The 22623-nt window shown below is 38.3% G+C and carries 20 protein-coding genes; 8 read left to right on the forward strand and 12 right to left on the reverse strand.

Going from position 1 to position 22623, the window contains the following annotated elements; translation table 11 throughout:
• Positions 1-176 precede the first annotated feature (176 nt).
• The gene (locus CL42_RS05785; RefSeq protein WP_035266042.1) at positions 177-1343 is read left to right on the forward strand and encodes a cupin domain-containing protein; all 1167 of its coding nucleotides are present in this window, start codon (positions 177-179) and stop codon (positions 1341-1343) included.
• A gap of 110 nt (positions 1344-1453) precedes the next feature.
• A complete protein-coding gene (locus CL42_RS05790) occupies positions 1454-3124 on the forward strand; it encodes an FMN-binding glutamate synthase family protein (protein ID WP_035266045.1) in 1671 nt (556 codons plus the stop codon).
• A gap of 36 nt (positions 3125-3160) precedes the next feature.
• Here the strand turns inward: CL42_RS05790 and CL42_RS05795 are convergent, their stop codons facing one another.
• The 4 genes from CL42_RS05795 to CL42_RS05810 are packed head-to-tail and all read right to left on the reverse strand — an operon-like array spanning position 3161 to position 6898.
• Positions 3161-4189: an alpha/beta hydrolase gene (locus tag CL42_RS05795; RefSeq protein ID WP_035266046.1), complete on the reverse strand. Its 1029-nt coding sequence runs from the start codon at positions 4187-4189 to the stop codon at positions 3161-3163.
• Complete coding sequence (locus CL42_RS05800; protein WP_035266048.1) at positions 4189-5319, reverse strand: YdcF family protein; 1131 nt, start codon at positions 5317-5319, stop codon at positions 4189-4191. Before CL42_RS05800 ends, CL42_RS05795 begins: the two co-directional genes overlap by 1 nt.
• A gap of 10 nt (positions 5320-5329) precedes the next feature.
• Entirely contained in the window at positions 5330-6364 is a 1035-nt protein-coding gene (murB, locus tag CL42_RS05805) for a UDP-N-acetylmuramate dehydrogenase (RefSeq protein ID WP_035266127.1), read from the reverse strand.
• 12 nt (positions 6365-6376) lie between these two features.
• Entirely contained in the window at positions 6377-6898 is a 522-nt protein-coding gene (locus CL42_RS05810; protein WP_035266050.1) for a low molecular weight protein-tyrosine-phosphatase, read from the reverse strand.
• Positions 6899-7011: 113 nt separating this feature from the next.
• Between CL42_RS05810 and CL42_RS05815 the strand changes: the two genes are divergently transcribed.
• On the forward strand, positions 7012-8172 hold the full coding sequence (locus CL42_RS05815; protein WP_035266051.1) for an iron-containing alcohol dehydrogenase: 1161 nt from the start codon (positions 7012-7014) through the stop codon (positions 8170-8172).
• Positions 8173-8208: 36 nt separating this feature from the next.
• A complete protein-coding gene (locus CL42_RS05820) occupies positions 8209-8646 on the forward strand; it encodes an acyl-CoA thioesterase (protein WP_035266053.1) in 438 nt (145 codons plus the stop codon).
• Positions 8647-8648: 2 nt separating this feature from the next.
• On the opposite strand, the gene dnaX is transcribed toward CL42_RS05820, so the two are convergent.
• The 7 genes from dnaX to CL42_RS05855 form a co-directional block, all read right to left on the reverse strand.
• Positions 8649-10775 carry a DNA polymerase III subunit gamma/tau gene (gene dnaX / locus CL42_RS05825; protein ID WP_035266054.1) on the reverse strand — a complete coding sequence of 709 codons (2127 nt, stop codon included), beginning with the start codon at positions 10773-10775 and terminating at the stop codon, positions 8649-8651.
• A 118-nt stretch (positions 10776-10893) separates the two neighbouring features.
• Positions 10894-11352 carry a copper resistance protein NlpE N-terminal domain-containing protein gene (locus CL42_RS05830; protein WP_035266055.1) on the reverse strand — a complete coding sequence of 153 codons (459 nt, stop codon included), beginning with the start codon at positions 11350-11352 and terminating at the stop codon, positions 10894-10896.
• Between the two features lie 60 nt (positions 11353-11412).
• Positions 11413-12030 (reverse strand): metalloprotease secretion chaperone CpaB, encoded by a 618-nt coding sequence (cpaB, locus tag CL42_RS16450; RefSeq protein ID WP_051586535.1) that lies wholly within the window; start codon positions 12028-12030, stop codon positions 11413-11415.
• A 3-nt stretch (positions 12031-12033) separates the two neighbouring features.
• Entirely contained in the window at positions 12034-13764 is a 1731-nt protein-coding gene (gene cpaA / locus CL42_RS05840; protein WP_228133234.1) for a metalloendopeptidase CpaA, read from the reverse strand.
• Between the two features lie 108 nt (positions 13765-13872).
• Positions 13873-15132, reverse strand: a complete 1260-nt coding sequence (locus CL42_RS05845; protein WP_035266131.1) for a serine hydrolase domain-containing protein — start codon at positions 15130-15132, stop codon at positions 13873-13875.
• Between the two features lie 67 nt (positions 15133-15199).
• Positions 15200-16054 (reverse strand): MaoC family dehydratase, encoded by an 855-nt coding sequence (locus CL42_RS05850; RefSeq protein WP_035266059.1) that lies wholly within the window; start codon positions 16052-16054, stop codon positions 15200-15202.
• Positions 16055-16194: 140 nt separating this feature from the next.
• Positions 16195-17586, reverse strand: a complete 1392-nt coding sequence (locus CL42_RS05855) for a 3-oxoacyl-ACP reductase (protein ID WP_035266061.1) — start codon at positions 17584-17586, stop codon at positions 16195-16197.
• Between the two features lie 240 nt (positions 17587-17826).
• On the opposite strand from CL42_RS05855, the gene CL42_RS05860 reads away from it, so the two are divergent.
• Entirely contained in the window at positions 17827-19356 is a 1530-nt protein-coding gene (locus tag CL42_RS05860; RefSeq protein WP_035266064.1) for an acetyl-CoA C-acetyltransferase, read from the forward strand.
• Positions 19357-19411: 55 nt separating this feature from the next.
• Here CL42_RS05860 and aceI read toward each other — a convergent pair whose 3' ends face one another.
• Positions 19412-19843, reverse strand: a complete 432-nt coding sequence (gene aceI, locus CL42_RS05865) for a chlorhexidine efflux PACE transporter AceI (RefSeq protein WP_035266067.1) — start codon at positions 19841-19843, stop codon at positions 19412-19414.
• Between the two features lie 97 nt (positions 19844-19940).
• Here aceI and CL42_RS05870 point away from each other — a divergent pair, with 97 nt between their 5' ends.
• The 3 genes from CL42_RS05870 (at position 19941) to leuE (ending at position 22623) form a co-directional block, all read left to right on the forward strand.
• A complete protein-coding gene (locus CL42_RS05870) occupies positions 19941-20825 on the forward strand; it encodes a LysR family transcriptional regulator (RefSeq protein ID WP_035266132.1) in 885 nt (294 codons plus the stop codon).
• A 94-nt stretch (positions 20826-20919) separates the two neighbouring features.
• A complete protein-coding gene (gene tal, locus CL42_RS05875) occupies positions 20920-21906 on the forward strand; it encodes a transaldolase (RefSeq protein WP_035266069.1) in 987 nt (328 codons plus the stop codon).
• A gap of 66 nt (positions 21907-21972) precedes the next feature.
• Positions 21973-22623, forward strand: a complete 651-nt coding sequence (gene leuE, locus CL42_RS05880) for a leucine efflux protein LeuE (protein ID WP_035266071.1) — start codon at positions 21973-21975, stop codon at positions 22621-22623.

The raw sequence follows: 22623 nt of genomic DNA on the forward strand, positions 1-22623 counted from the left end.
TAACAGAAATTCCCTCAAAGTGTAAATTAATTATTTCTTTAAAACTGCTATATTCATTTTTTTATATTCATTTGTATCATCCATAAGCAAGAAAACATGCGCTTTTAAAGCCGTGTCACTTGCAGAACTTGCATCGTTCAAGGGACAATAAGCCAAACTAAATTGTAGTCCTTATTATGTCCCAAACTTTAGACGTTCTCGGCGGTATTAGCGCTGAACAATTCCTTACGGAATATTGGCAAAAAAAACCGCTCCTCGTTCGTAATGCAGTTCCTGAAATTGTGGGTTTACTTGAACCCAATGATGTTATGGAGCTTGCACTCGATGAAAACGTGACTGCACGTTTGATCAAACAAAAAGATCGTGACCCTAATCAATGGAATGTGAAGTCATCGCCACTGCTCAAAGCAGACTTCCAAAAAATGCCAAAATTATGGACATTACTCGTTCAAGCGGTCGATCACTATTCGTTTGATCTTGCTGAGTTATGGAAAAAATTTCCTTTTATTCCTCAATGGCGTCGTGAAGATATTATGGTATCTTACGCACCACAAGGTGGTTCTGTCGGTAAGCACTTCGATTTTTATGATGTATTTTTAGTTCAAGGTTACGGACATCGCCGTTGGCAATTAGGGCAAATGTGTGATGAACAGACGGCACTCGTTGCAGGTCAGCCTTTAAAACTTTTGCAAGAAATGGAAGTTCATTTTGATGAAATTTTGGCGCCGGGCGATTTACTATACGTCCCACCAGGTCTTTCTCATTATGGCGTAGCTGAAGATGAGTGTTTAACCTATTCTTTCGGGTTCCGCATGCCAAATATCTCAGACATGATGGATAGTCTTGGTGATTCTTTCTCAGAACAAGAGCAACTGAAAAAACCATTATTAGATGTCACTCGCTCTGCCAGCACTGCTGTCGGCGAAATTTCAGATCATGAGCTTAGCTATTTGCGCGAACAACTTTTAGCTCAACTGCAAAATCCTCATATGCTAAATGAAGCCATCATGTGTCTCGCTTCGCAACCTGGTTATCCTAACAATATTCCAGAAAATGACGAAATTGGAACAGGTGATTTAGAAGAAGCACTTGAAGAAGGTTATTTATTAAAAATCGAACCTGCTTCACGTTTGCTTTATAGCAACTTCAATGATGAACTTAACTTTTGGGCGAATGGAGAGCGCTTATGTATCTCCGAAGAATTTAAACCTCATTTAAAACGTATCGCTGATGGTGAAATGATCGCTTTAGATGAAAGTTTATATGATCAACATATTCTTGAAGATCTCGCAGAACTTTTGAACAGTTCGATCATTATGTTGCTACCTTCGGAAGAAAACTAAACCCATAAATATAAATTGTTAGCTTACAGCTGTAAGCTAACAATTCACTACTTGTCTGATTCCATAGAAGTTCGTAAGGTAATTACAGTAAAGAACGATGGAAAATAAAAATGGCAAGTCCTGCTCAAGCAATAAGACATAAATTACTGAACACTTTTTTTTCAAGACATTCTGTATGGTTCGCATGTATTATCATCGCCCTGAGTATTACGTGGATTAGGCTATTTTACAGTCCCCATTATATTTATTATTTTCTATCCGACAGTGTCATTAATATTATTTGGCTACTGACCAGTTTACTCAGTGTCTTAGGCCTATATGATGTACTTCAAAATAAACATTCAATTTTGAAGAACTACCCAATCATGGGGCATTTTCGCTTCTTATTTGAAGATTTCAGACCCGAAATTCGTCAATATTTTATTGAATCAGACCAAGACGCTTTACCCTTTTCAAGAATGCAACGTAGCTTAGTTTATCAGCGTGCAAAGAATGAAAATGCTGATAAGCCTTTTGGTTCAATTATTGATGTATATCAAGAGGACTATCGTTTCATTACCCACTCTCTTGCACCGAAACTCCCAGCTGATACCAGCACCTTCCGTATTAAAGTGGGTAATGATCAGTGCGCTCAACCTTATAGTGCATCAATCATGAATATCTCAGCAATGAGTTTTGGGAGTTTAAGTGCTAATGCAATACGCGCACTTAATCTCGGTGCCCACATGGGTCAGTTCTATCATGATACTGGCGAAGGAAGCCTAAGCCCCTACCATCTTGAAAATAATGGAGATATTGTTTGGCAAATCGCCAGTGGATATTTTGGTTGTCGAACTGAAGAAGGTCTATTTGATCCTGAAAAATTTAAAGCTCAAGCTAAACATCCCAATATCAAAATGATTGAGCTAAAACTGTCTCAAGGTGCAAAACCAGGTCACGGCGGTATTTTACCCAAACATAAGATTACAGAAGAAATTTCGAAAATTCGTGGTGTTCCTCGTGATCGCGATTGTATTTCCCCGCCAAGCCACCCTAGCTTTAATACACCGATTGAAATGATGTATTTTATTCAAAAGTTACGTGAACTATCAGGTGGTAAACCTGTTGGATTCAAATTATGTATCGGACAGCCTTGGCAATTTATGAGTATTGTCAAAGCGATGCTTGAAACCAATATTGTTCCTGATTTTATCGTCGTAGATGGATCAGAAGGTGGAACCGGTGCTGCACCGATTGAATTTAGCGATAATATCGGTACACCTCTGCGTGAAGCTCTATTGTTTGCACACAATACCTTAGTAGGTGCTGGATTAAGAGATAAAGTAAAAATTGGTGCAAGTGGTAAAATCATTAGTGCTTTTGATATTGCAAGTACCTTTGCCTTAGGTGCAGATTGGGTGAATTCAGCTCGTGGATTTATGTTTGCTGTCGGTTGTATCCAAGCTCAAAGTTGCCATACCAATCAGTGTCCAGTTGGGGTAGCAACACAAGATGCTGAGCGCCAAAAAGCAGTCCATGTACCAACGAAAGCAGAACGTGTTTATAATTTCCACAAAAATACATTACATGCACTAGCAGAAATGATAGCAGCTGCAGGTTTAAATCATCCGAGTGAAATTAAAGCTCATCATCTCGCGCAACGTATAAATGATCGTGAAATCAAAAATTATGCTCAATTACATTTTTGGTTAGAATCGGGTCAACTATTGAACTGTAAAGATAAAGACGAAGAAAATTTCTATTTCAGAATGTGGAATTTGGCAGATGCCAGCAAATTCTAGTTTCATCAAAAAGGTGCTGAAATCAGCACCTTTATTTTAAAAGTATCCTTTATGACTTTGAGCATGCAAGAACGCTGGGATTAGACCCGTTAATGCTGCCCGTATATCAGCACGCTCATTGATCAACTGATGGGATCCCTCCTCTAGCATAAGCAAGGTCTGGAGGCGAAACTTTCTGCGAATAAATTCGATATTATAACGCCAGTCTACGGTTTGATCTTGGGCACCTTGAGCGAGCCATACTGGAATTCGGCATGCAGGTCGATTTTCCATTTCCAACATCCACTTTGACATTGCTAATATCCAATCCATCCCCATCATACGCGGTTGTAATGGATCTTTTAGACGTACAAATCTTAAAAATTCAGGGTTGTGATTATTGCGCTTAAAATGTCTTGGAACTTCACGTTTGATACGGCGAATGATGCCTAAGCCTACTGGATTATGCCACCATGCTGTTTTTGCAGGTCTGACTAACGGCGACAAGAGCAATACGCGTTCTACAATTGGATTTTTACGTTGTTCAGCAAACTCCAACAAATGATGCATCCAAATTGCACCACCAGTACTCTGTCCGATACCTAGCCATGGTTTAGGCAATTGATCCGCTTGTTTTACATATTGGTGAACCGCATGGAGTACTTGCTGATAATGATCAAAGTTCTGAATGCTGGCAGCATTCCCATCACTTAACCCATGTCCAGGCAAGTCATAAGTTAAAACACTAAACCCTTGATCCAGCAATTCACCAATAATTGGTTGGTAAATCCCACTGTGTTCCAAATAGCCATGCAATAAGAATACAGTACCTTTCACCTGCTCTATGCGAGGTTGATACACCTGCACATGAAGTTTGAACAAAGGCATTTTGATATAACCCTGCCAATAATTCGCTTCAAGACGATCAAGTGCGTAAAGATGACGATAAGCTTGAATCTCTTTCGAAGGAGAATAAGGTCGATTTAAATTTAATGGTTCCAATCTTAAAGGTGTTTGTTCTCGATTCGGAATGGGTAAATCGAGTTGTTTCAACACATTTGGATTCAGAAATGGAATATCAGACATTATGGCACCTCCCGACAACCGCTAGAGCCAAACATTACATCTCTGATCGTGGCAAGTAATTCATAATTTGCACGACGACTGTGATCGTAATTTAATTGGCTAGGACGCCATGTTGTCAGCATTGTAGGCATGGGCGCTTCAACAGGAATTGTCTTGATACCGTTCAAAGCAAAAAGACGTCGTGTACGTGTCATATGATAACGATCGGTAATCAGAATCACTGTCGGCGCTCCTCCTTTTTTTTGTAATAATAATGAACTAAAGCGTGTATTCTCACAGGTATTCATGCTGCGTTGCTCTAATAGATTCGCTTCTACGCCACGCGATGCTAGCCAAGCTTGCATGTACGGTGCTTCAACACCACTCAACACAATAGGTAAATCCGTTTGCTTCTCAATCTCAAGTGTTTTTTCTAGTCTAGAGCGTGTATAATCATTAACTACGATATCAATTTTATTATCCCCTAGCGTCAACCCACCACCCAACACTACTATCGCATAAGGTTTATCTTGTTGATTTGATAAAGTTTTATTTTCATTTTGAATCAACGCGATATCTTTGTAGATTTGCGGATCTAATGTTTGAACCTCGTCTTCTTCTAAGGGATGATTTCTAAGGAAAAATTCATATTTTTCCATTAAAGCCAAGCGCTGATTTTTTTCTTCATTGATGGATGAGTTTGTTGAATCAGTTTGGCTTATGGCAACATCACTGGCTAAATCAGGCTGATCAATTGCGAAGACAACATCCTCTTTAGTTTCATTCTTTGTATTTGCATCTATAAGCAATTCATCTTTAATTTTTTGTTTTAATAAAACATAGCGAGTTTGAATTTCAGCAAGCTGTTCAGCCCCTTGATCATTCAATTGTTCTTCAATAAGTTTGAGATAAGCTTGTCTTGCAATCCACAGCCTTGAACCAGGCTCCAAATCCTCCTTATCAGTTAACGCTGCCATTTGCTGGCTCTTGGCCGCAATTTCGTCAACTTTGATAGGTACAAATGCGTGAAGTGATTTCACAACAAGTGCTGAATAAAATGGTGTATACCAGAAAACCATGAGACAGCCCAAAAGTGCGAATATGATCGCCATCATACGCACCGTTGTCACCATCCAATGTTTTCTAGACATATTGTCCTTTTTAAACCAAATGAGATTGAATAGAACCTTTTTGATCGAACAAAACAGGCTCAGGTTCTAATAAAATACCAAACTTATTTAACACATCTTGCTGCACAGAGCGATAGGTTGCTTGCACATCTGTGAGAGATGCATCGGCGTAATTGACTAAAACTAAAGCCTGTCGATCAAACATTCCCACTTTTCCTAATTTTTTTCCTTTCCAGCCTGATTGGTCAATCAACCAACCAGCTGCAACTTTTACAGAACCATCCGCTTGAGGATAGTGTGGAATCGTGGGATGAAGCCGTAAAACTTCCTCAAATTTCGTTTTAATTAAAATCGGATTTTTAAAAAAGCTCCCTGCATTTGGATATTCTGCAGGATCTGGGAGTTTACTTTGACGAATTTTGATCACTTGTTGCTGTAAATTATATGGCGTAATGTCATCGCCCATCGCAGCTTTTAAATCTCCATAATTCATTTTGAGTTGTGGCTGTTTAAGTAATTTAAAGATGACCGCAGTAATAACAAACCGCTCAGGGTGATCTTTAAAAATGCTGTGTCGATATGAAAAATGACAATCACTCGCTTGGATTTGAACGATTACATTTTTAGTACGATCAAAAGCCTCTACAAATTCAATAAATTCACCGACTTCAACACCATAGGCACCGATGTTCTGAACAGGTGCAGCACCCACCCACCCTGGAATCAATGCGAGATTTTGCAATCCATAGAAACCTTGCTCTGTTGTCCATAGCACGAACTCATGCCAGTGACGTCCAGCACCTACTCGAATTGTGACATTGGTATCATCTTCAGCAAGCAGGACAAGATCATCTAAATGTAATTGAACAACTAAAGCATCTAAATACTCGGGAAGCAGCATATTACTCCCCCCAGAAAGTATCATCATGTTTAATTGAGCTTGCTCACCAAATTGAATTGCTTCTCGCAAATCTTGAAGAGATCGAACAATACAATAATGGGATGCAACAGCATTTAAATTCAACGTATTGAAAGACTGGAGTTGTATATTGGTTTGAATATCAATCATATTTTCATCTTACTCAACGTTTGACTGCTGCAACATTGGTTTTAAGTAACTAATCCATGCTTTACTGTTCGACTCACATTGATCTAAGACCAACTCAAAGCCATCATCTCCACCATAGTAAGGATCTGGTACGGGTTGATTTAAATATGAAGGATCCTTGGCACTCATGAGCTCTATTTTTGCTCGCAGTTCATGGTTTTGAAATATTTGCGCTGCTTCAGCTTGCAGTTTCTGAATATTGACTAGGTTTTCATGATCCATCGCCAAGATTAAATCAAATTCCTGAAAGTCTTCAATACGAATCTGTCTCGCACGTAATGAAGATAAATCATATCCTCGTTTCAATGCGTGCTTTTGACTTCGATGATCAGGCGCTTTGTTTGGGTGGTAATTACTGGTTCCAGCTGAATCAACTTGAATATTTAATTTTTCTAAATCAGCAAAGTGTTTCATTACCACTTCTGCTGTTGGGGAACGACAAATATTTCCTAAACATACACATAAAATTTTGTATGGCATTTTCGTCGTCATCTTCGCCTCAAAAATACATATACTTTCGCAGTGCATATGTTAAGTTATTTAAGGAGTGAATCCTATAGAACTGTAAAACAATAATCTTATTTAAAGCGCAAAAAGGATGTGTGATGAGCCAATTTCAATTTCAAACTGTCGGGAATATTATTTCTGGTTTAGGGAGTATTCAACAGCTTGGCTCAATTTTAAAACAACATCGATTTAATAAAGTTCTTCTCGTCACAGATCAAGGAATGATTGATCATCACCTCCACCAACCTATTCTTCACATTTTCAACGCTACTGGGACTGAGTTCAGTATTTTTTCCGATGTCGTTGCAGACCCTCCTGAGGAAGTCATCTTAAATGCAGTAGATGAAGCAATACGTTTACACATTGATGCAGTCATTGGTTTTGGCGGTGGTAGCTCTTTAGACGTGGCAAAAGTTATTGCCGTACTTTCACACCCCAATCAAACCCAAACGATTTCTGAGTTATATGGCGTCAATCAAGCTCAACCGCCACGATTACCACTCATCTTAGTGCCTACAACTGCAGGTACGGGTTCTGAAGTTACACCAATCTCTATTGTCACTACAGGCAAAACAACAAAAACAGGAATTGTTTCACCCGTTCTGTATGCGGATACTGCCATTTTAGATGCCACTTTTACTCAAGGTCTTCCGGCTCACATCACTGCAGCAACAGGAATTGATGCAATGGTGCATGCAATTGAAGCCTACACCTCAAAACTAAAGAAAAATTTCTATTCTGATTTGCTCGCTAAACAAGCATTGGATTTATTGAATCAAAATTTAAAACTTGTTCTAGAGCAACCCCAAAACCTAGAAGCGCGTCAAAAAATGCTCTTAGGTTCTATGTTGGCTGGGCAGGCATTTGCAAATGCACCTGTTGGAGCGGTTCATGCGCTTGCCTATCCTTTGGGCGGGCATTATCACTTATCGCATGGTCATACCAATGCAATCGTGCTTGTTGAAACACTGAAATTCAATGCACCTCAAGCGAAGAAATACTATGCTGAACTGATGCAATGGATTGACCCTTATAGCAAAGGCAATACTGATGGCTTATGTGATTTGTTTATCGATCATATGGAAAGGCATGTTAGCCAGAGTGGGTTGAGCTTAAAACTCAATGAGCTAGGTGTACAAGAATCAGATTTAGAGATGTTAGCTAATGATGCAATGCAACAAACGCGCCTCTTACAAAACAATCCTAGAGCTCTAAGCTATGCTGATGCTTTAAGCATCTACCAAGCAATTTATCATTAAATGACTCGAATCTTTAATCAACTTTCTAAATAAAATATGACAACTATTTCAAAAAAAACCAGAGCTGACTATCAATTCTTTTTTCCAATCCAAACCCGTTGGGCTGATAATGACGTGTATGGGCATGTCAATAACGTCACTTATTACAGCTACTTTGACACCGCCGCAAATGCGCTACTTATTCAACACGCACTATTTGACTTTAAAACTTCGCCTATCATTGGGCTCGTTGTTGAATCAAAATGTACATATTTTTCTGAACTATCCTACCCCGAAGTGATTGATGTTGCTGTCGCTATCGAAAAGATTGGACGATCTTCAGTGACGTATAGCATTTCAATATTTAAGAAAAATCAATCAGAGCCTGCTGCTCAAGGTTATTTTGTCCATGTATTTGTCGACCGTCACTCTCGTAAAAGTATTGAATTACCAAACTCAATACGCGAAGCCTTAACTACGTTTATAACAAAATAAACTTAAGACTTAAGCTGAATATTATGTAGCTCACCGCCGAAAGTTTTTAACAAGTCTTCCACGACGGGTTCTTGATGAATCAATTCTTCAGCACGTCGATATGCCTTTTGCTTACGCTTTTCCTGCAGATCGAAAGGCGTTTCACCGTTTGGTTCGTTGTATTTTACGATTAATTGAGATTTTAAAAATGATTGCTTGAGTGCTGCTTCTAAACTCGGAATGAGCGAGTGCAATAAAGCTTCGTATTTTGCAGGGATATAGAATTCACATGTCCCATCAATTTGACCTTGCATAAGACCTTGTTGTGCTAATTCTTGTACCGCAGGTGTTAATGGACTATTTCTGAACCAATATTCCCACTTTTGAGTATCCCATTCACCTTCCAATTCGACAGGCTCAAGTTTAAGAATATCTTGAGGCATTAAACCTTTTAAGCCAACATCTGTGACAACAATTTTATTCTCATCGGGTAGATCTAGACTTTGGAAATGAGGGCCATTCGATGTTCCTTCTTCTTGAACTGACAATTCAGCACTTTCAGCAGAAAGTTCATTTGGTTTAGGCTCTAAAAAGAAAATATTGTCTTGATCAACAATTGAAGATTCAACAGGTTCTGAATTAAAGCTTGCTCCAAATGAAGTCAGCTCAATCTCCTCACTGCCTACCACAGAGTTGGTTAAATTCTCTTGTTTCACCTCAACAGATACAGACTGACCGACATCATCCGCATGATTTAATTCTGTTGAATGTAAGCTTTCAGATTCAGTTTTTTCAGGCTGAATTGACTCAGCTGGAATAACCTCATCATCAGATGCCATCATCTGCTGAAATAAGATTAAATCCGTATTTTCCTCATCATTTACATCACGACTAGGCTGAATCAAACTCGTATTATTCTCAGGTGAACTAATTTTCGATCCTGCTTCTTGATGATCTGCCGGTATAGATTCTGAATTCTCTGTCGAAATCTGATTGAAATTTTCAGCTTCTTTTAAGACATTTGATTCTTCTGGAGGTGCTTGAGTGGTCAGCTGCTCATTATTCGCCATCGGGCGGAATGCCAACAACCTGAGCACACACATTTCAAAGCCTTGCTCTTGAGTCACTGCAATTTGTAATTCAGCACGACCTTTACATGCGATTTGATAATACAATTGTAGATCCTGAGCCGAAATCATGCTCGAAAGCTGCATAATTTTCTGATTAATCTCAGCACTATATTTTAAACTCAAGTCTGGTAAATATTGGAGTAAAGCCAACTCATGTAAAGTTGAAATGAGTTGATCCAACACCAAAGAAACATCAAGTGCTTGTTGACGGAATTGGAGTAATAAAGCACTGACTTTAGCACGTTGATTTTGATGTATCGCCAAAATAAGGTCGAAAATAATCGTGCGATCAATCAAACCCAGCATTTCTTTCACATCTTGGTGGTGAATCGCACCTTGCCCATATGCAATTGCTTGATCTGTTAGCGACAGTGCATCACGTAAAGAACCTTGTGCTGACTCAGCGATCTGCCAAATCGCATCAGCTTCCGCATTAATTGATTCTTTAGTTAAAATTTGTGTGAGATGTGAAGTGATTTCATCAACCGCCAATGGGCGTAAAGTAAATTGCAAACAACGTGAAATAACCGTAATTGGAAGTTTTTGAGGATCTGTCGTCGCAAATAAAAATTTGACATGTTCAGGCGGTTCTTCAAGTGTCTTGAGTAAAGCATTGAATGAATGTGTGGACAGCATGTGTACTTCATCAATGAGATACACTTTAAAACGACCTTGCGTTGGTGCATAAGGTACGTTATCCAATAATTCTCGTGTATCCTCAACTTTGGTTCGGGATGCTGCGTCAATTTCAATTAAGTCTATAAATCGACCTTCATTGATTGCGGTACACGTTGGACATACTTCACACGGTGTAGATGTTACACCTGTTTCACAGTTCAGACATTTAGCAAGAATCCTTGCAATCGTCGTTTTACCAACGCCACGCGTCCCCGTAAAAAGATAAGCATGATGCAGTCGACCACGCTCTAAAGCACTGGTTAATGCACGCGACACATGGTTTTGACCAACCAATTCTAAAAAATTACGTGGACGATATTTACGCGCAAGAACCTGATACATGAATGCTCCCTAATTACAGGACTAAGCATACTGTTTTTTTTGGCAAGAGTGAATGCGTTACAGATCATTCATACATTCAAAAAACAATTTAAACCCAAGTCTTTTTTCTTGGGAAAATTTAACCTGTTAAATTCAAACTAAAATCATCAAAATTTTCGTATTCCTCACCAGTCCCATCGATACGAATTTCTAGCATTTTGTTGACCAAATCGACAAGAATGATATTTCTGGTTGGGACACCGCTTAATTGAATCACAGACTTCTCAGTATTAATGAATTTAAACTGACCTTTTATTTCTTCTGCTTGGTTATGACCACTTAGACTTAATCGTGATAATACATACGTTTGGTCTGCGTTAAGTTGTAAATCAACAGCCATACCAGGACAATCCTCACAACGCGAAAAACACCCCATACATGGCGTAGTACCTTGATACAAACCAATATATTGAGGTGTTACTTGATTTTTTATTGAATCATTCTGTTTCAAGAGTTGATTTGATTGCGTGGACTGATCGCAAGAAGCCATATGAATCGACGAGATCAAAACGAATGGGATGACAGTACTACGGCGCATAATCACAAATCAATTTTAACAATTTTGTGAAAATTACCATATCTCAAGTCTGCATATGAATCAATGCGTATGTTGGTGCACGTGAACCCCATCATCATGTAAAACTTGATCAGGGTAAGCGAGTCCAATCCCTTTAATTACTTCAGCAAAATATGACCCTTTATCTGTATAAACTTTAATAATTGCATATTGATCTTCAATACTTTGAGTAATCGTAAAATAGTTTAGATCAGCAGGATAATCCTCAAATTGCCCCTTATATCTCACAATTCCATCCTCAACTTGTTCAATCTCAGTAATTTCGGCCACACGATTGATACCAAATTGCAAAAGTTTCAAGGGAAATTTACTGCCCTCTTTCATGCTCGCCACTTGATCAGGGCTAAACTTAAATAAATAACCCGTGTCAGCCCGATGCTGAAAACTTTCTGGAAGAATCATATGCCGTTCAATATTTTGTTCTAGTACAGGCATAAGCTCAGGCATCAGATGAGAACTCGATGACTCATTCTTATTTTTAAGGCGTTCGTCATGAGCATTAACATTTTGACCCAGTTCATTTTCAACTTGATGCTGCTGTAAGCTTGCAGATGATTTGTCTTTTTCAGGTTTTAAATATAACGTAAATGTAGCAGTCACAAAGACTGCTACACCCAATAAAATATAAATTACTTTCATAGATTATTTGAATAGCGACACTGCTTTAGCATTTTTATTAATCATAGTGACAGCATCACGATCATTCGTGCCCCCTAATTGGTATCCATACTTTGGATGGAATAAATCTGGGCTTGAGAAATAAGAGATACTATTACCTCCCATAATCGTACTACCCAAAGGATGCTCCAAACCACGTGCTGGTCCAGCGGTATCATGATGATCCACCCCCATATTATGACCGAATTCATGACGTAAAACAGTGATTCCACAGTTAATACTTCCACTACCGATCATATAATTGGAGTTAGGGTTTACAAGTAAGTACGCTAAACCACAGCCCTCTTCATCACCTTCATAATATATAGCATCAGCTTTTAAGCGATTACGCTCATTCTGAATAACTTTGTCCACACGACCAATATCAAGGACGTTGTTTAATGTTTTAGAACCTGGTGTTTTATATTGCAGGTAACCAACGTTGCGCAGATAAAACTTGGCATTTGAATTCTCTGCAGACACATTGGTTAGGTCAAAGCCTTCAATCAATCTAATTTTCGCTGCATTTGCACCTAATTTCTCTGCAACAGCAGGACTACTCACTAAAAGCATGTCAATCGTTGAACTATCAGCTTGCCATCCTTGAGATGTATAGACAAAACGTTGCGTTTCACCAGTTTGAATCGTTTGTCGTAAATTATTGGATGCTTGAATTGTACTGCTCCACGTCGCTCCAGAACTTATGATTATCTTGTCATTGATTTGAGCACGATCAGTTAAATTAATTACTGATTGCCAATTTCCATTTGCCAACTTAACACGTGTCACTGGTTGTTTAGGATCAGGAACTTTTTGATTATTTAAATCTTTCGCTTGTATCACACGTTCTGGTGCAGAGACTAAAATCCACTTCGCTAATTCTTTTACAAACATAAATTCATATCGATCACCTCTATTTAGTTTTAAAGTTGCTGAGGTATTGATATTCTGATTTGAAATAGTAGCTTCCCATGTTGCAGTCGACTTCACGATCACACGATCACGGTCATATGCTGAACTTGGTAATGTGAATTGTGACACCCAGTTTCCATCACCAAAAATAATTTCAGTTAAAGGGCTATCGGTTTTATTTAACTGAGTACCCACTGAACTAACATTTAGTTGTCTCGGCTTAATATATTCAGGCACCCATTTTTTTAGTCTTTGATTAAATACAAACCAATAGCGATCTCCTTTTTTTAAATTAAAATTACTCGAAAAAAGAAGATTTGTTGTATCAATTGATGAATCCCTGCCTGCATCAGATTCAATCAACATCACCGTATTGTTAGCCACATCACTCGGCAAGACTATTTTCTTTGCCCAAGCGCCATCTCTTAGATGAACTCGCTGTATTATTTGTTGATTAGATACAATATTTTGTACACTTGAATTATCGACAATGGCACTAGGTGTACTGTTGATTCGCCATTTTTTTAAAGATTCACTATAAATAAAGTCGAATGTGTTTCCTCTATTGATTTGAATTGATTCAAGCGGAATATCTATATTGGAAGTATCTAGATATGCAGCATATCCCGCCGTCGAAGAAATTCTAATCTTGTCATTATTTTTTGGATTGTTTGGCAGATAGATTTGCTTCGTCCAATTTCCATCACCCAATTTAAATTCTAATTCAGCATAACCGCTCGGAATCTGACCGCTTTGCTGATTTTGGTTTGGTGTAAGTACTCTACTTGCCACAACACCACTCATCAAACAACCCATTAGTAAAAAGGTAATTTTTTTATTCATCATGTCACTATTTGTTTATTTTAGTTAAAGTTAGTGTACATTATAAATACAAATTCCCCTTTGTAAATGTTAAAACCATCCCTTTTTACCATTATTAATGTGATCTACACATCTCAATGCCTCTTGCGATAAACTCCACAAACGATAATCCCCTGTAATAGACCCAACAGGATAATTATGGGTATAGGCAAAACTTAATTTTCTTTCAGGATCACACCAAGCCCCTGATCCGTTATAACCCATATGACCAAAACCGTTTTTTGCACTTTTACCCAGCGTGATAACTCTGTGATAACCCAAACGCCAATGCATAGGTATTGGCATCACCTTGTCTCGATCATAGCTTTGTATTTGTGAAAGTTGTTTGAATACAAGTGGCTTGATAAATTGTCTTGATTCAAACTGACCATAGTGCGCCATCATGGCATAGATTTTCGCTAAACTTCTGGCTGTAAATACACCATTTGCAGCAGGAATGGGTTGAGTCAAAACACGATCATCAAAAAAGCTAAATCCCTTCATCCCTTTAGGAATCATTGCATCTATAAAATCATCAGGGTTTTGACCAGAATATTGAATGATCCGATCCGAAAATGAAATTTTCGGTTTTTTCTGCTTTTGTTGTGCAACTTGAGTAGTTGATGGCTTTCTTTTAGTATTTGGTTTTTCTAAAGGTTTAGCTATTCTTGAAAGTTGATCCTGAGGGACGCCAAAATAGGCACCATCTAATTGAAGTGGTTCAACTAAATATTGATTCATCAGATCAGAAAGATTTTGCTGAGTCGCTTTTTCAATCAGCCCTCCCAATAACCAGCCATACGTAAGTGCTTGATATGCATAATTTGAATTGGGTTTAAAACGTGGTGTCGCGCTAGCCATCACATTGAGCATATGATCCCAGTCTGCCATTTCAGATGCTTGAGCAATGACATTTCTAACATCATATAAACCACTACGATGACTCAATATGTCAGCCAAAGTAATCTTAGATTTTCCATGTTCAGCAAATTCTGGCCAATAATCAGCTATGGGTTGACGATAGTCTAATCTCCCTTCACTCACTAGAATATGTGCCAAAGTCGCTAAGATCCCCTTTCCGGTGGAATAGCACATCGCCATCGTGTCTTCTGACCACTCTTCACTCGCAGACTTTTTTCCAACATAAATATCAACCACTTTTTCTTGGCCATAGTATACAGCCAATGATGCACCACCTTGTTCCGCACGAGAGTCTTGTAAACGACTAAACAAATGTGCCAAATCTGCAAACTGATGGTGAACCGTACCCTTATAATTATATGTGTCAGCGTAAATTAAATCTTTTAGAATTTTCATCTTCTATCCTTGATTTATAGTTATAAAAAGCCTAACGAATATGTTAGGCCTTGAGCATTTATTAAAGTGGTTTCACAACACCTGAAACATGAGGTTTTTGCGATTTTGCATTACGAACTAATAAATGTGTCGCTTGATCGCGCTCACCCGTTAAAAATTCAACCTCAGATGGTAAAAACATAGGCAACTTAAAATAAACATCAGCATCATAAGCATCCGGTAAACTAATACTTGCTAATGCTTTAGCCTTACTCCACATTCCATGAGCAATCGCTTGTTTAAAACCAAATGCTTTCGCTGTAACTGCATGAATATGAATGAGGTTAAAATCACCTGAAACAAGCGCATAACGACGACCCGTATTTTCGGCGACTTTCCAATTTCCCTGTGATTTAAATTTAGGCAACTGATCTTCTTTAGCCTTTGAAGCGGATGAAATATTTGTTTTTTGACGAGAAAGATAGGTCGTTAAACCTTCCATCACCACATCATTACCTACTTTTGCAGTCGTAATAAAATCAAATTGCAAACCTTTATCATGGGGTTTTAACTCGCCAAATTTACATGATAGCGTGATGGTTTCATTCACTCCAATTTTACGGTACTGCTTAACTTGATTACGAATATGAACTAAACCCAACAATGCGAATGGGAAAGGTTCTTGTGTCATCATTTGCATCTGCAAACTTTGAGAAATGACTGCCAAGTAAGTCGATGGTACATATCCATTATTCTTATAACCACAAATTTCGTTATAAGATTTTAAATGGTCATGATCAACACGATATTCATCAACGATGTAATCCACTTGTGGCAGTGTCTTTTCGCCTTTCGGTTTTTTAAAAATTAAACCTTTAATGACTTTAGGATAAGCTAAATAAGCTTTTGGCAATTGACTAAAGTGACGTGTTTTCATGTTAAAAATTCCCATTTATCTTTATAAAAAATTTACAGTTTGCAGCTCAACAAAACGATCATAACAAATCATACGAGCAATAAAGAGAGCAATGCCTGAACATTACTCTCTTTCATTTAACAATCTATGACCACTAAAGCTTAAGCACCTAATAAACTTTGACCGCACACACGTACAATGTTTCCATTCAGCCCCGTTGAAGCTGATGAAGCAAATAATGCTATTGTTTCAGCCACATCAACTGGTTGACCACCTTGACTCATCGAATTCATACGGCGACCCGCTTCACGAATTGCGAATGGAATCGCTGCTGTCATTTGAGTTTCAATAAATCCAGGAGCAACAGCATTAATCGTTACACCATTTTTCAAAATTGGTGCTGTAAATTTCACTAAACCAATCACACCAGCTTTAGAAGCTGCGTAGTTCGTTTGACCGAGGTTACCCGCAATACCTGAAATCGAAGATACGCAAACGATGCGACCATTTTCATTGATGCCTTCATTAGACAACAAATAGTCATTCACACGCTCAATCGCAGATAAGTTAATGTTAATCACAAGATCCCAAAGCTCTGGCTTCATATTAGCAAGCGTTTTATCACGTGTAATACCGGCATTATGGACAATCACATCTAGCCCGCCTTGAGCAGCCGCTGCAGCTTTGATTTTTTCTCCAGCATCTGGTGCAGTGATATCAATCGCTAAAGTCGATCCACCAATTTCACTCGCAACACGATCAAGATCTGCTTGTTGTTGTGGTACATCTAAGCAAATGACATGAGCACCATCACGCGACAAAACATGCGCAATCGCTTCACCAATACCGCGACTTGCACCTGTGACCACTGCAGTTTTGCCCGCAAGTGGTTTAGTCCAGTCAACATCAACAACATTTGCTTTTGAAACACGAATGACTTGACCTGATACATACGCTGAGCGCGGAGAAAGTACAAAACGAAGTGTAGATTCAAGATTTAAAGCAGCATCTTGATCTACATAAACCAATTGTGCAGCAATACCTTTCTTAAATTCTTTACCTACAGATTTCACGAAACCTTCTAATGCACGTTGAGCAATCGCTTGTTTCACTGTAGGTGCTGATTCTGGTGTCAAGCCAACGACGACTACACGACCTGAAGTTTGAATTTGGCGAGCAATTGGATTAAAGAATTTATACAATTCAATTAACTGTTCAGAGTCCTGAATACCCGAAGCATCAAAAACAACTGCTTTGAATTTCGACTCTTTATCGCCTTCATTAAACGCACCTAAGTTCAACCCTACTTTAGCTGCAGCTTGTTGTAACTCAGCATTGTTTCCCGCATAGCTGTTGGCATGAATATTACTCAGAACTTGCGCAATTTCACCATTAAAAAGACTTTTAGACGCAGAACCGAATAAAACAGCGCCTTGAACAACAGGCGTTGCTGATTCAAAACGATCTAAGTGAATTGGAGATGGTAAACCTAAATTTTTGATGACAAATTTACCAATTGGAGATTTTGCAAAAGCTTGATATTGGTCAGTCATGAATATGATCTCTCGATAGAATAATTTTTTGAAGGATCTATGATGTAGATGAAGTTCAGTTCAAACTCTGATACTTAGTAAATTAATCGATCCCTGCGTTTCAGTTAAATAATACTTGAGTTACTCTATGTATGTCTTGACCTGAAAGCATTGCTAAATGTCATTTTAGTCAATACGACCTCTTAGCGATTATGCTAATGTAGCACTCAAGAATATCCCAAATATGCTTGGAAAAGCCTTATGAGCAAAACAACTCAAGAAAATCCAACAACTGAGAATTCTGCGAAAGCGACTGTGTCAAATACATCAAAAGCTCGTTCAAATGCGAGTAGTGGTAATGCAAACAGCGCCAACAACGCAAATACTCCAAAAGCGACTCGCCCTCGTACGTCGACGACTCGCAAAAAAACAGCAGCAACAAATAAAACTAAAGCTGAAAATCAAACTTCAGCAACTACGACTCAATCTTCCGCTGAACAGGAAAAAACTATGACTCAAAATACTGTACGCCGTGTTGCAATTATCGGTGGTAATCGTATTCCTTTTGCACGTTCTAATGGTGCTTATTTCACAGCTACAAATACGGATATGCTTACAGCGGCATTGAATGGTCTAGTTGAGCGTTTTAATCTTCAAGGTCAACGTCTGGGTGAAGTCGTTGCTGGTGCTGTACTGAAGCACAGCCGTGATTTCAATATGACGCGTGAATGTGTGTTAAGCACAGAGCTTGCACCTGAAACTCCAGCTTACGATATCCAACAAGCTTGTGGCACTGGGCTTCAAGCTGCTTTCCTCGTAGCGAATAAAATTGCACTAGGTCAAATTGAGGTGGGTATTGCAGGTGGTGTAGATACCACTTCAGATGCTCCTATCGCATTTGGTGATGGATTACGTAAAGCTCTTTTAGAACTCAATGTTGCAAAAACAGGTAAAGATCGCCTTAAAGCGTTAACTAAAATTAACGTAAAAGATTTGCTAGACGCGCCTAAAAATGGTGAACCTCGCACTGGCTTATCTATGGGCGATCACCAAGCAATCACAACACTTGAGTGGGGCATTTCTCGTGAAGCTCAAGATGAACTTGCTGCATCGTCTCATCAGAAAATGGCTGCAGCTTATGAAGCAGGATTCTTTGACGATTTAATGACGCCATTCCTTGGCCTTGAGCGCGACAACAACTTACGTCCTGATTCAACTGTAGAAAAGCTTTCAAAACTTAAGCCAGCGTTTGGCAAAGGTGATGCTCGTACAATGACTGCGGGTAACTCTACTCCACTTACCGATGGTGCTTCTTGTGTATTATTAGCATCAGAAGAATGGGCTAAAGCAAATGGTCACGAAATTTTAGCGTATTTAAGTTTCTCTGAAACTGCTGCTGTAGATTTCATTGGTAAAAAAGAAGGTTTGTTAATGGCTCCTGCTTACGCAGTTCCACGTATGCTCGAGCGTGCTAATTTAAAACTTCAAGATTTCGACTACTATGAAATTCATGAAGCATTTGCATCTCAAGTTCTTTCTACATTAAAAGCCTGGGAAGATCCTAAATTCTGTAAAGAGCGTCTAGGCTTAGATGTACCTTTAGGTTCAATTGATCGTGCGAAGTTAAACGTTAAAGGCTCTTCGTTGGCTGCGGGTCACCCATTTGCCGCAACGGGTGGTCGTATTATCGCAACTGCTGCAAAAATTTTAAATGAAAAAGGTTCAGGTCGTGTACTTGTGTCGATCTGTGCTGCAGGTGGTCAAGGTGTAACGGCTATTATTGAAAAATAAATCGATGTTCTTAACAAAAAAGCATCTCTATTGAGATGCTTTTTTATTTTAAGTTTTAATGATTTAAACTCTCAGGTGCATAACCCAGTTTAGCTTCAACCCCATCATAGAACCACTGAAATATAAACGTATACACCAGAATACTAAGCGTCAAAGCTAAGTCGACGATAAAAGCTTGTATGAGCGTCATATCCATCATATATGCAACAATTGGGATGGTTACTAACATCAAGCCACCTTCAAATCCTAGCGCATGCAATATACGAATTTTTACAGTACGCTTCCACTGATTACGCGCTTCAATTTTTTCGAAATAATGATTGAAAATCATATTCCAGATCACTGAGAGCACAGCCATAATAACACCTAATGTACCTGCAATCTCCATTGGAACTTCAAAAATAAAACTCAAAGAAATTGCGATGATCACCAATAGAATGATTTCATAGCTTATTGCGTGAATAATTCTTCTCTTAGAAAAAAACATGCGTTCACTCATCAATATTGTTATTCATGAGCGCATTTTATTTTCAAAATATTGAATGATCGAGTTAGAATCTATCAAAATTTTTGAAAGAACAAACATGAATATTAATCAAGAACAATTGGTCGTTTTTAAAACGGTGATGGAAACAGGTTCTTTTTCCGCAGCCGCACGTCAATTAGGCAAGGTCCCATCTGCTGTCAGTATGGCGATTTCCAATTTAGAGATTGATCTGAATCTTCATCTATTTGAAAGAATAGGACGTGAACCACAACCAACACTTCAAGCCAAAGTTTTGTATGAACGTACTAATCATTTATTGATTGAAATGAATCAATGGAAACAACATGCATTTGGTTTGAGTAGCGGCATCGAAACCGAATTAAATATTGTGGTGGTATCTGAGTTACTGCATAGTAGATGGACTGATTATATTGTTTTATTAGAACAACAATTTCCTCAACTACAAATCAATATATTCAGCGCACCACAAGAAGATGCTCAACAAATGATTTTAACGGGTAAAGCACATTTAGCCTTGATGTTTGAGCGTGAGCATATTGAGGCAAATGAACAATTTGTGGAATTGATGAAAGAAAGTTTAATTCCAGTTGCATCTGTTCATCATCCGCTGTGCCAAAATCAAAAAGTAAGCTATGAAGAAATTTTTCAAAGTCGTCAGATTGTAGTCGCTAGTCGCGATCGAAACATTAAACCAGAGTTACTCTTTTCCAAAGATGCATGGCGTACAGACAATCACCATTCTGCATGTAGATTAATTTCACAAGGACTTGGATGGGGGGTTTTACCCACTGAAATGCTGATAGAACAACCAACATTAAAGAAAAAACTTAAAGCTCTACAATTTTCAGATTTCACCCCAAAATTTGATTATTTTATCGATCTAGTCTGGAGTAAAGAGCAACCACTGGGCAAAGCTGCTCAATTTTTAATTCATCACATCAGAAATAAAAGAAAAATGTAGGAAAATGACTTGATTTAAAACTTTTGTAGCATGTTTCAAAATAATCATGTGTTATAAAGATGATATAAGTAATGAAACAAAGAATTAGATCGCAATGACTGAAACAGCTTTATCTCAATTAAAAAACTTCACTACAATTGTTGCAGACACAGGTGACTTAAACGCTATAAAAAAATTTAAGCCATTGGATGCTACCACTAACCCTTCACTCATCACGGCAGCAGCTTCATTCCCTGAAAACAAAGAACTGATTGAAGCTGCATTTGATCAAGCAAAGTCAGAGGGTTATCAGTCAGATGAGTTAATCGATAGAACAATTGATATCCTGACTGTCAAATTAGGTGTGGAAATTCTAAAAGCAGTTAAAGGTCGAGTATCAACGGAAGTTGATGCAGCACTTTCATACGATACAGCCGCGACAATTGCTAAAGCTAAAGAATTACTCGCACTCTATGCGACTTATGGTGTTGATCAAAACCGAATTTTAATTAAAATCGCCTCAACATGGGAAGGTATTCAAGCTGCTAAGGTTCTTGAAGCAGAAGGCATTCATTGCAACTTAACTTTGTTGTTTGGTTTACATCAAGCAAAAGCATGTGCGGATGCTCAGGTCACGTTAATTTCACCATTTGTAGGACGTATCCTCGATTGGTATAAAAAAGCTGAAAATGTGGATCACTATCCAATTGAACAAGATCCTGGTGTGCAATCCGTTAAACATATTTACGAGTTCTATAAACAAAATCAGGTAAAAACTGAAGTTATGGGTGCAAGCTTTCGTAGCGTAGAACAGGTTCTTGGACTTGCTGGATGCGATCTCTTAACTGTATCACCAAATTTACTTGATGAGTTGGCTCAAGATCATCGCCAAGTTGAAGTTCAGTTAAATGCAAATGCACACAGCTCAAATATCGAATCGCTTAGTCCAATCACTGAAATAGATTTTAAAGCGCAAATTCAGAAAGATCTTATGGCATCGCAATTATTGCAAGGCGGTATTGATGGCTTTATTAAGGCAAGAGATCAACTCAGCTCTCTGTTAAAACAATCATTTGGCATAGATGCTGATATTAAAGCTTAATTGCACCTATCCATCATTCTTTCAATCGAGCTCTTAGGAGCTCGATTATTTTTAAGAGATAAATGAGTGTTTGGTATAACTGATCTTCCAACCTATTTAATAGGTACATTACTTATTATTTTATTACCTGGACCTAACTCTCTCTATGTCATGTCTATTGCGACTCGCTTTGGCATAAAAGTGGGCTATCAAGGTGCTTTCGGTATTTTGTGTGGAGATAGCATCCTTATTTTGCTAACTGTCTTAGGTGCCGCAACATTATTGCATCAATTTCCCTGGATTTTTTTCGCCCTAAAAATTATTGGTGCTTTATACCTTAGTTATTTAGGTATCCGCTTAATATATGCAGCCTATTTAACTTGGAAACGTCCAAGTAAAGATCAAGCTAATGTTTCTATTGAACAAAAACAAGAAAAATTTCATCCTTTTCGTACCGCATTACTCATCAGTCTAATTAACCCAAAGGCAATACTGTTCTTTTTATCTTTTTTTGTTCAATTTGTAGATCCAGCTTATCCTTATCCAGCCCAAAGCTTTTTAATGCTTGCTGTAATTTTACAATTGATGAGTATGGCCTACTTAAGTATGTTGATCTTTACAGGTATCAAAATTTCAAATTACTTCAACACGCATTATAAAGTAGCTGTTGCTTCTGTTGCCGCTATTGGTATTTTATTTGGATTGTTCGGAATCAAACTTGCGACATCAACAATGTAA

This window comes from Acinetobacter sp. Ver3 (assembly GCF_000632455.1).
In the GTDB taxonomy this organism is placed as follows: Bacteria; Pseudomonadota; Gammaproteobacteria; order Pseudomonadales; family Moraxellaceae; genus Acinetobacter.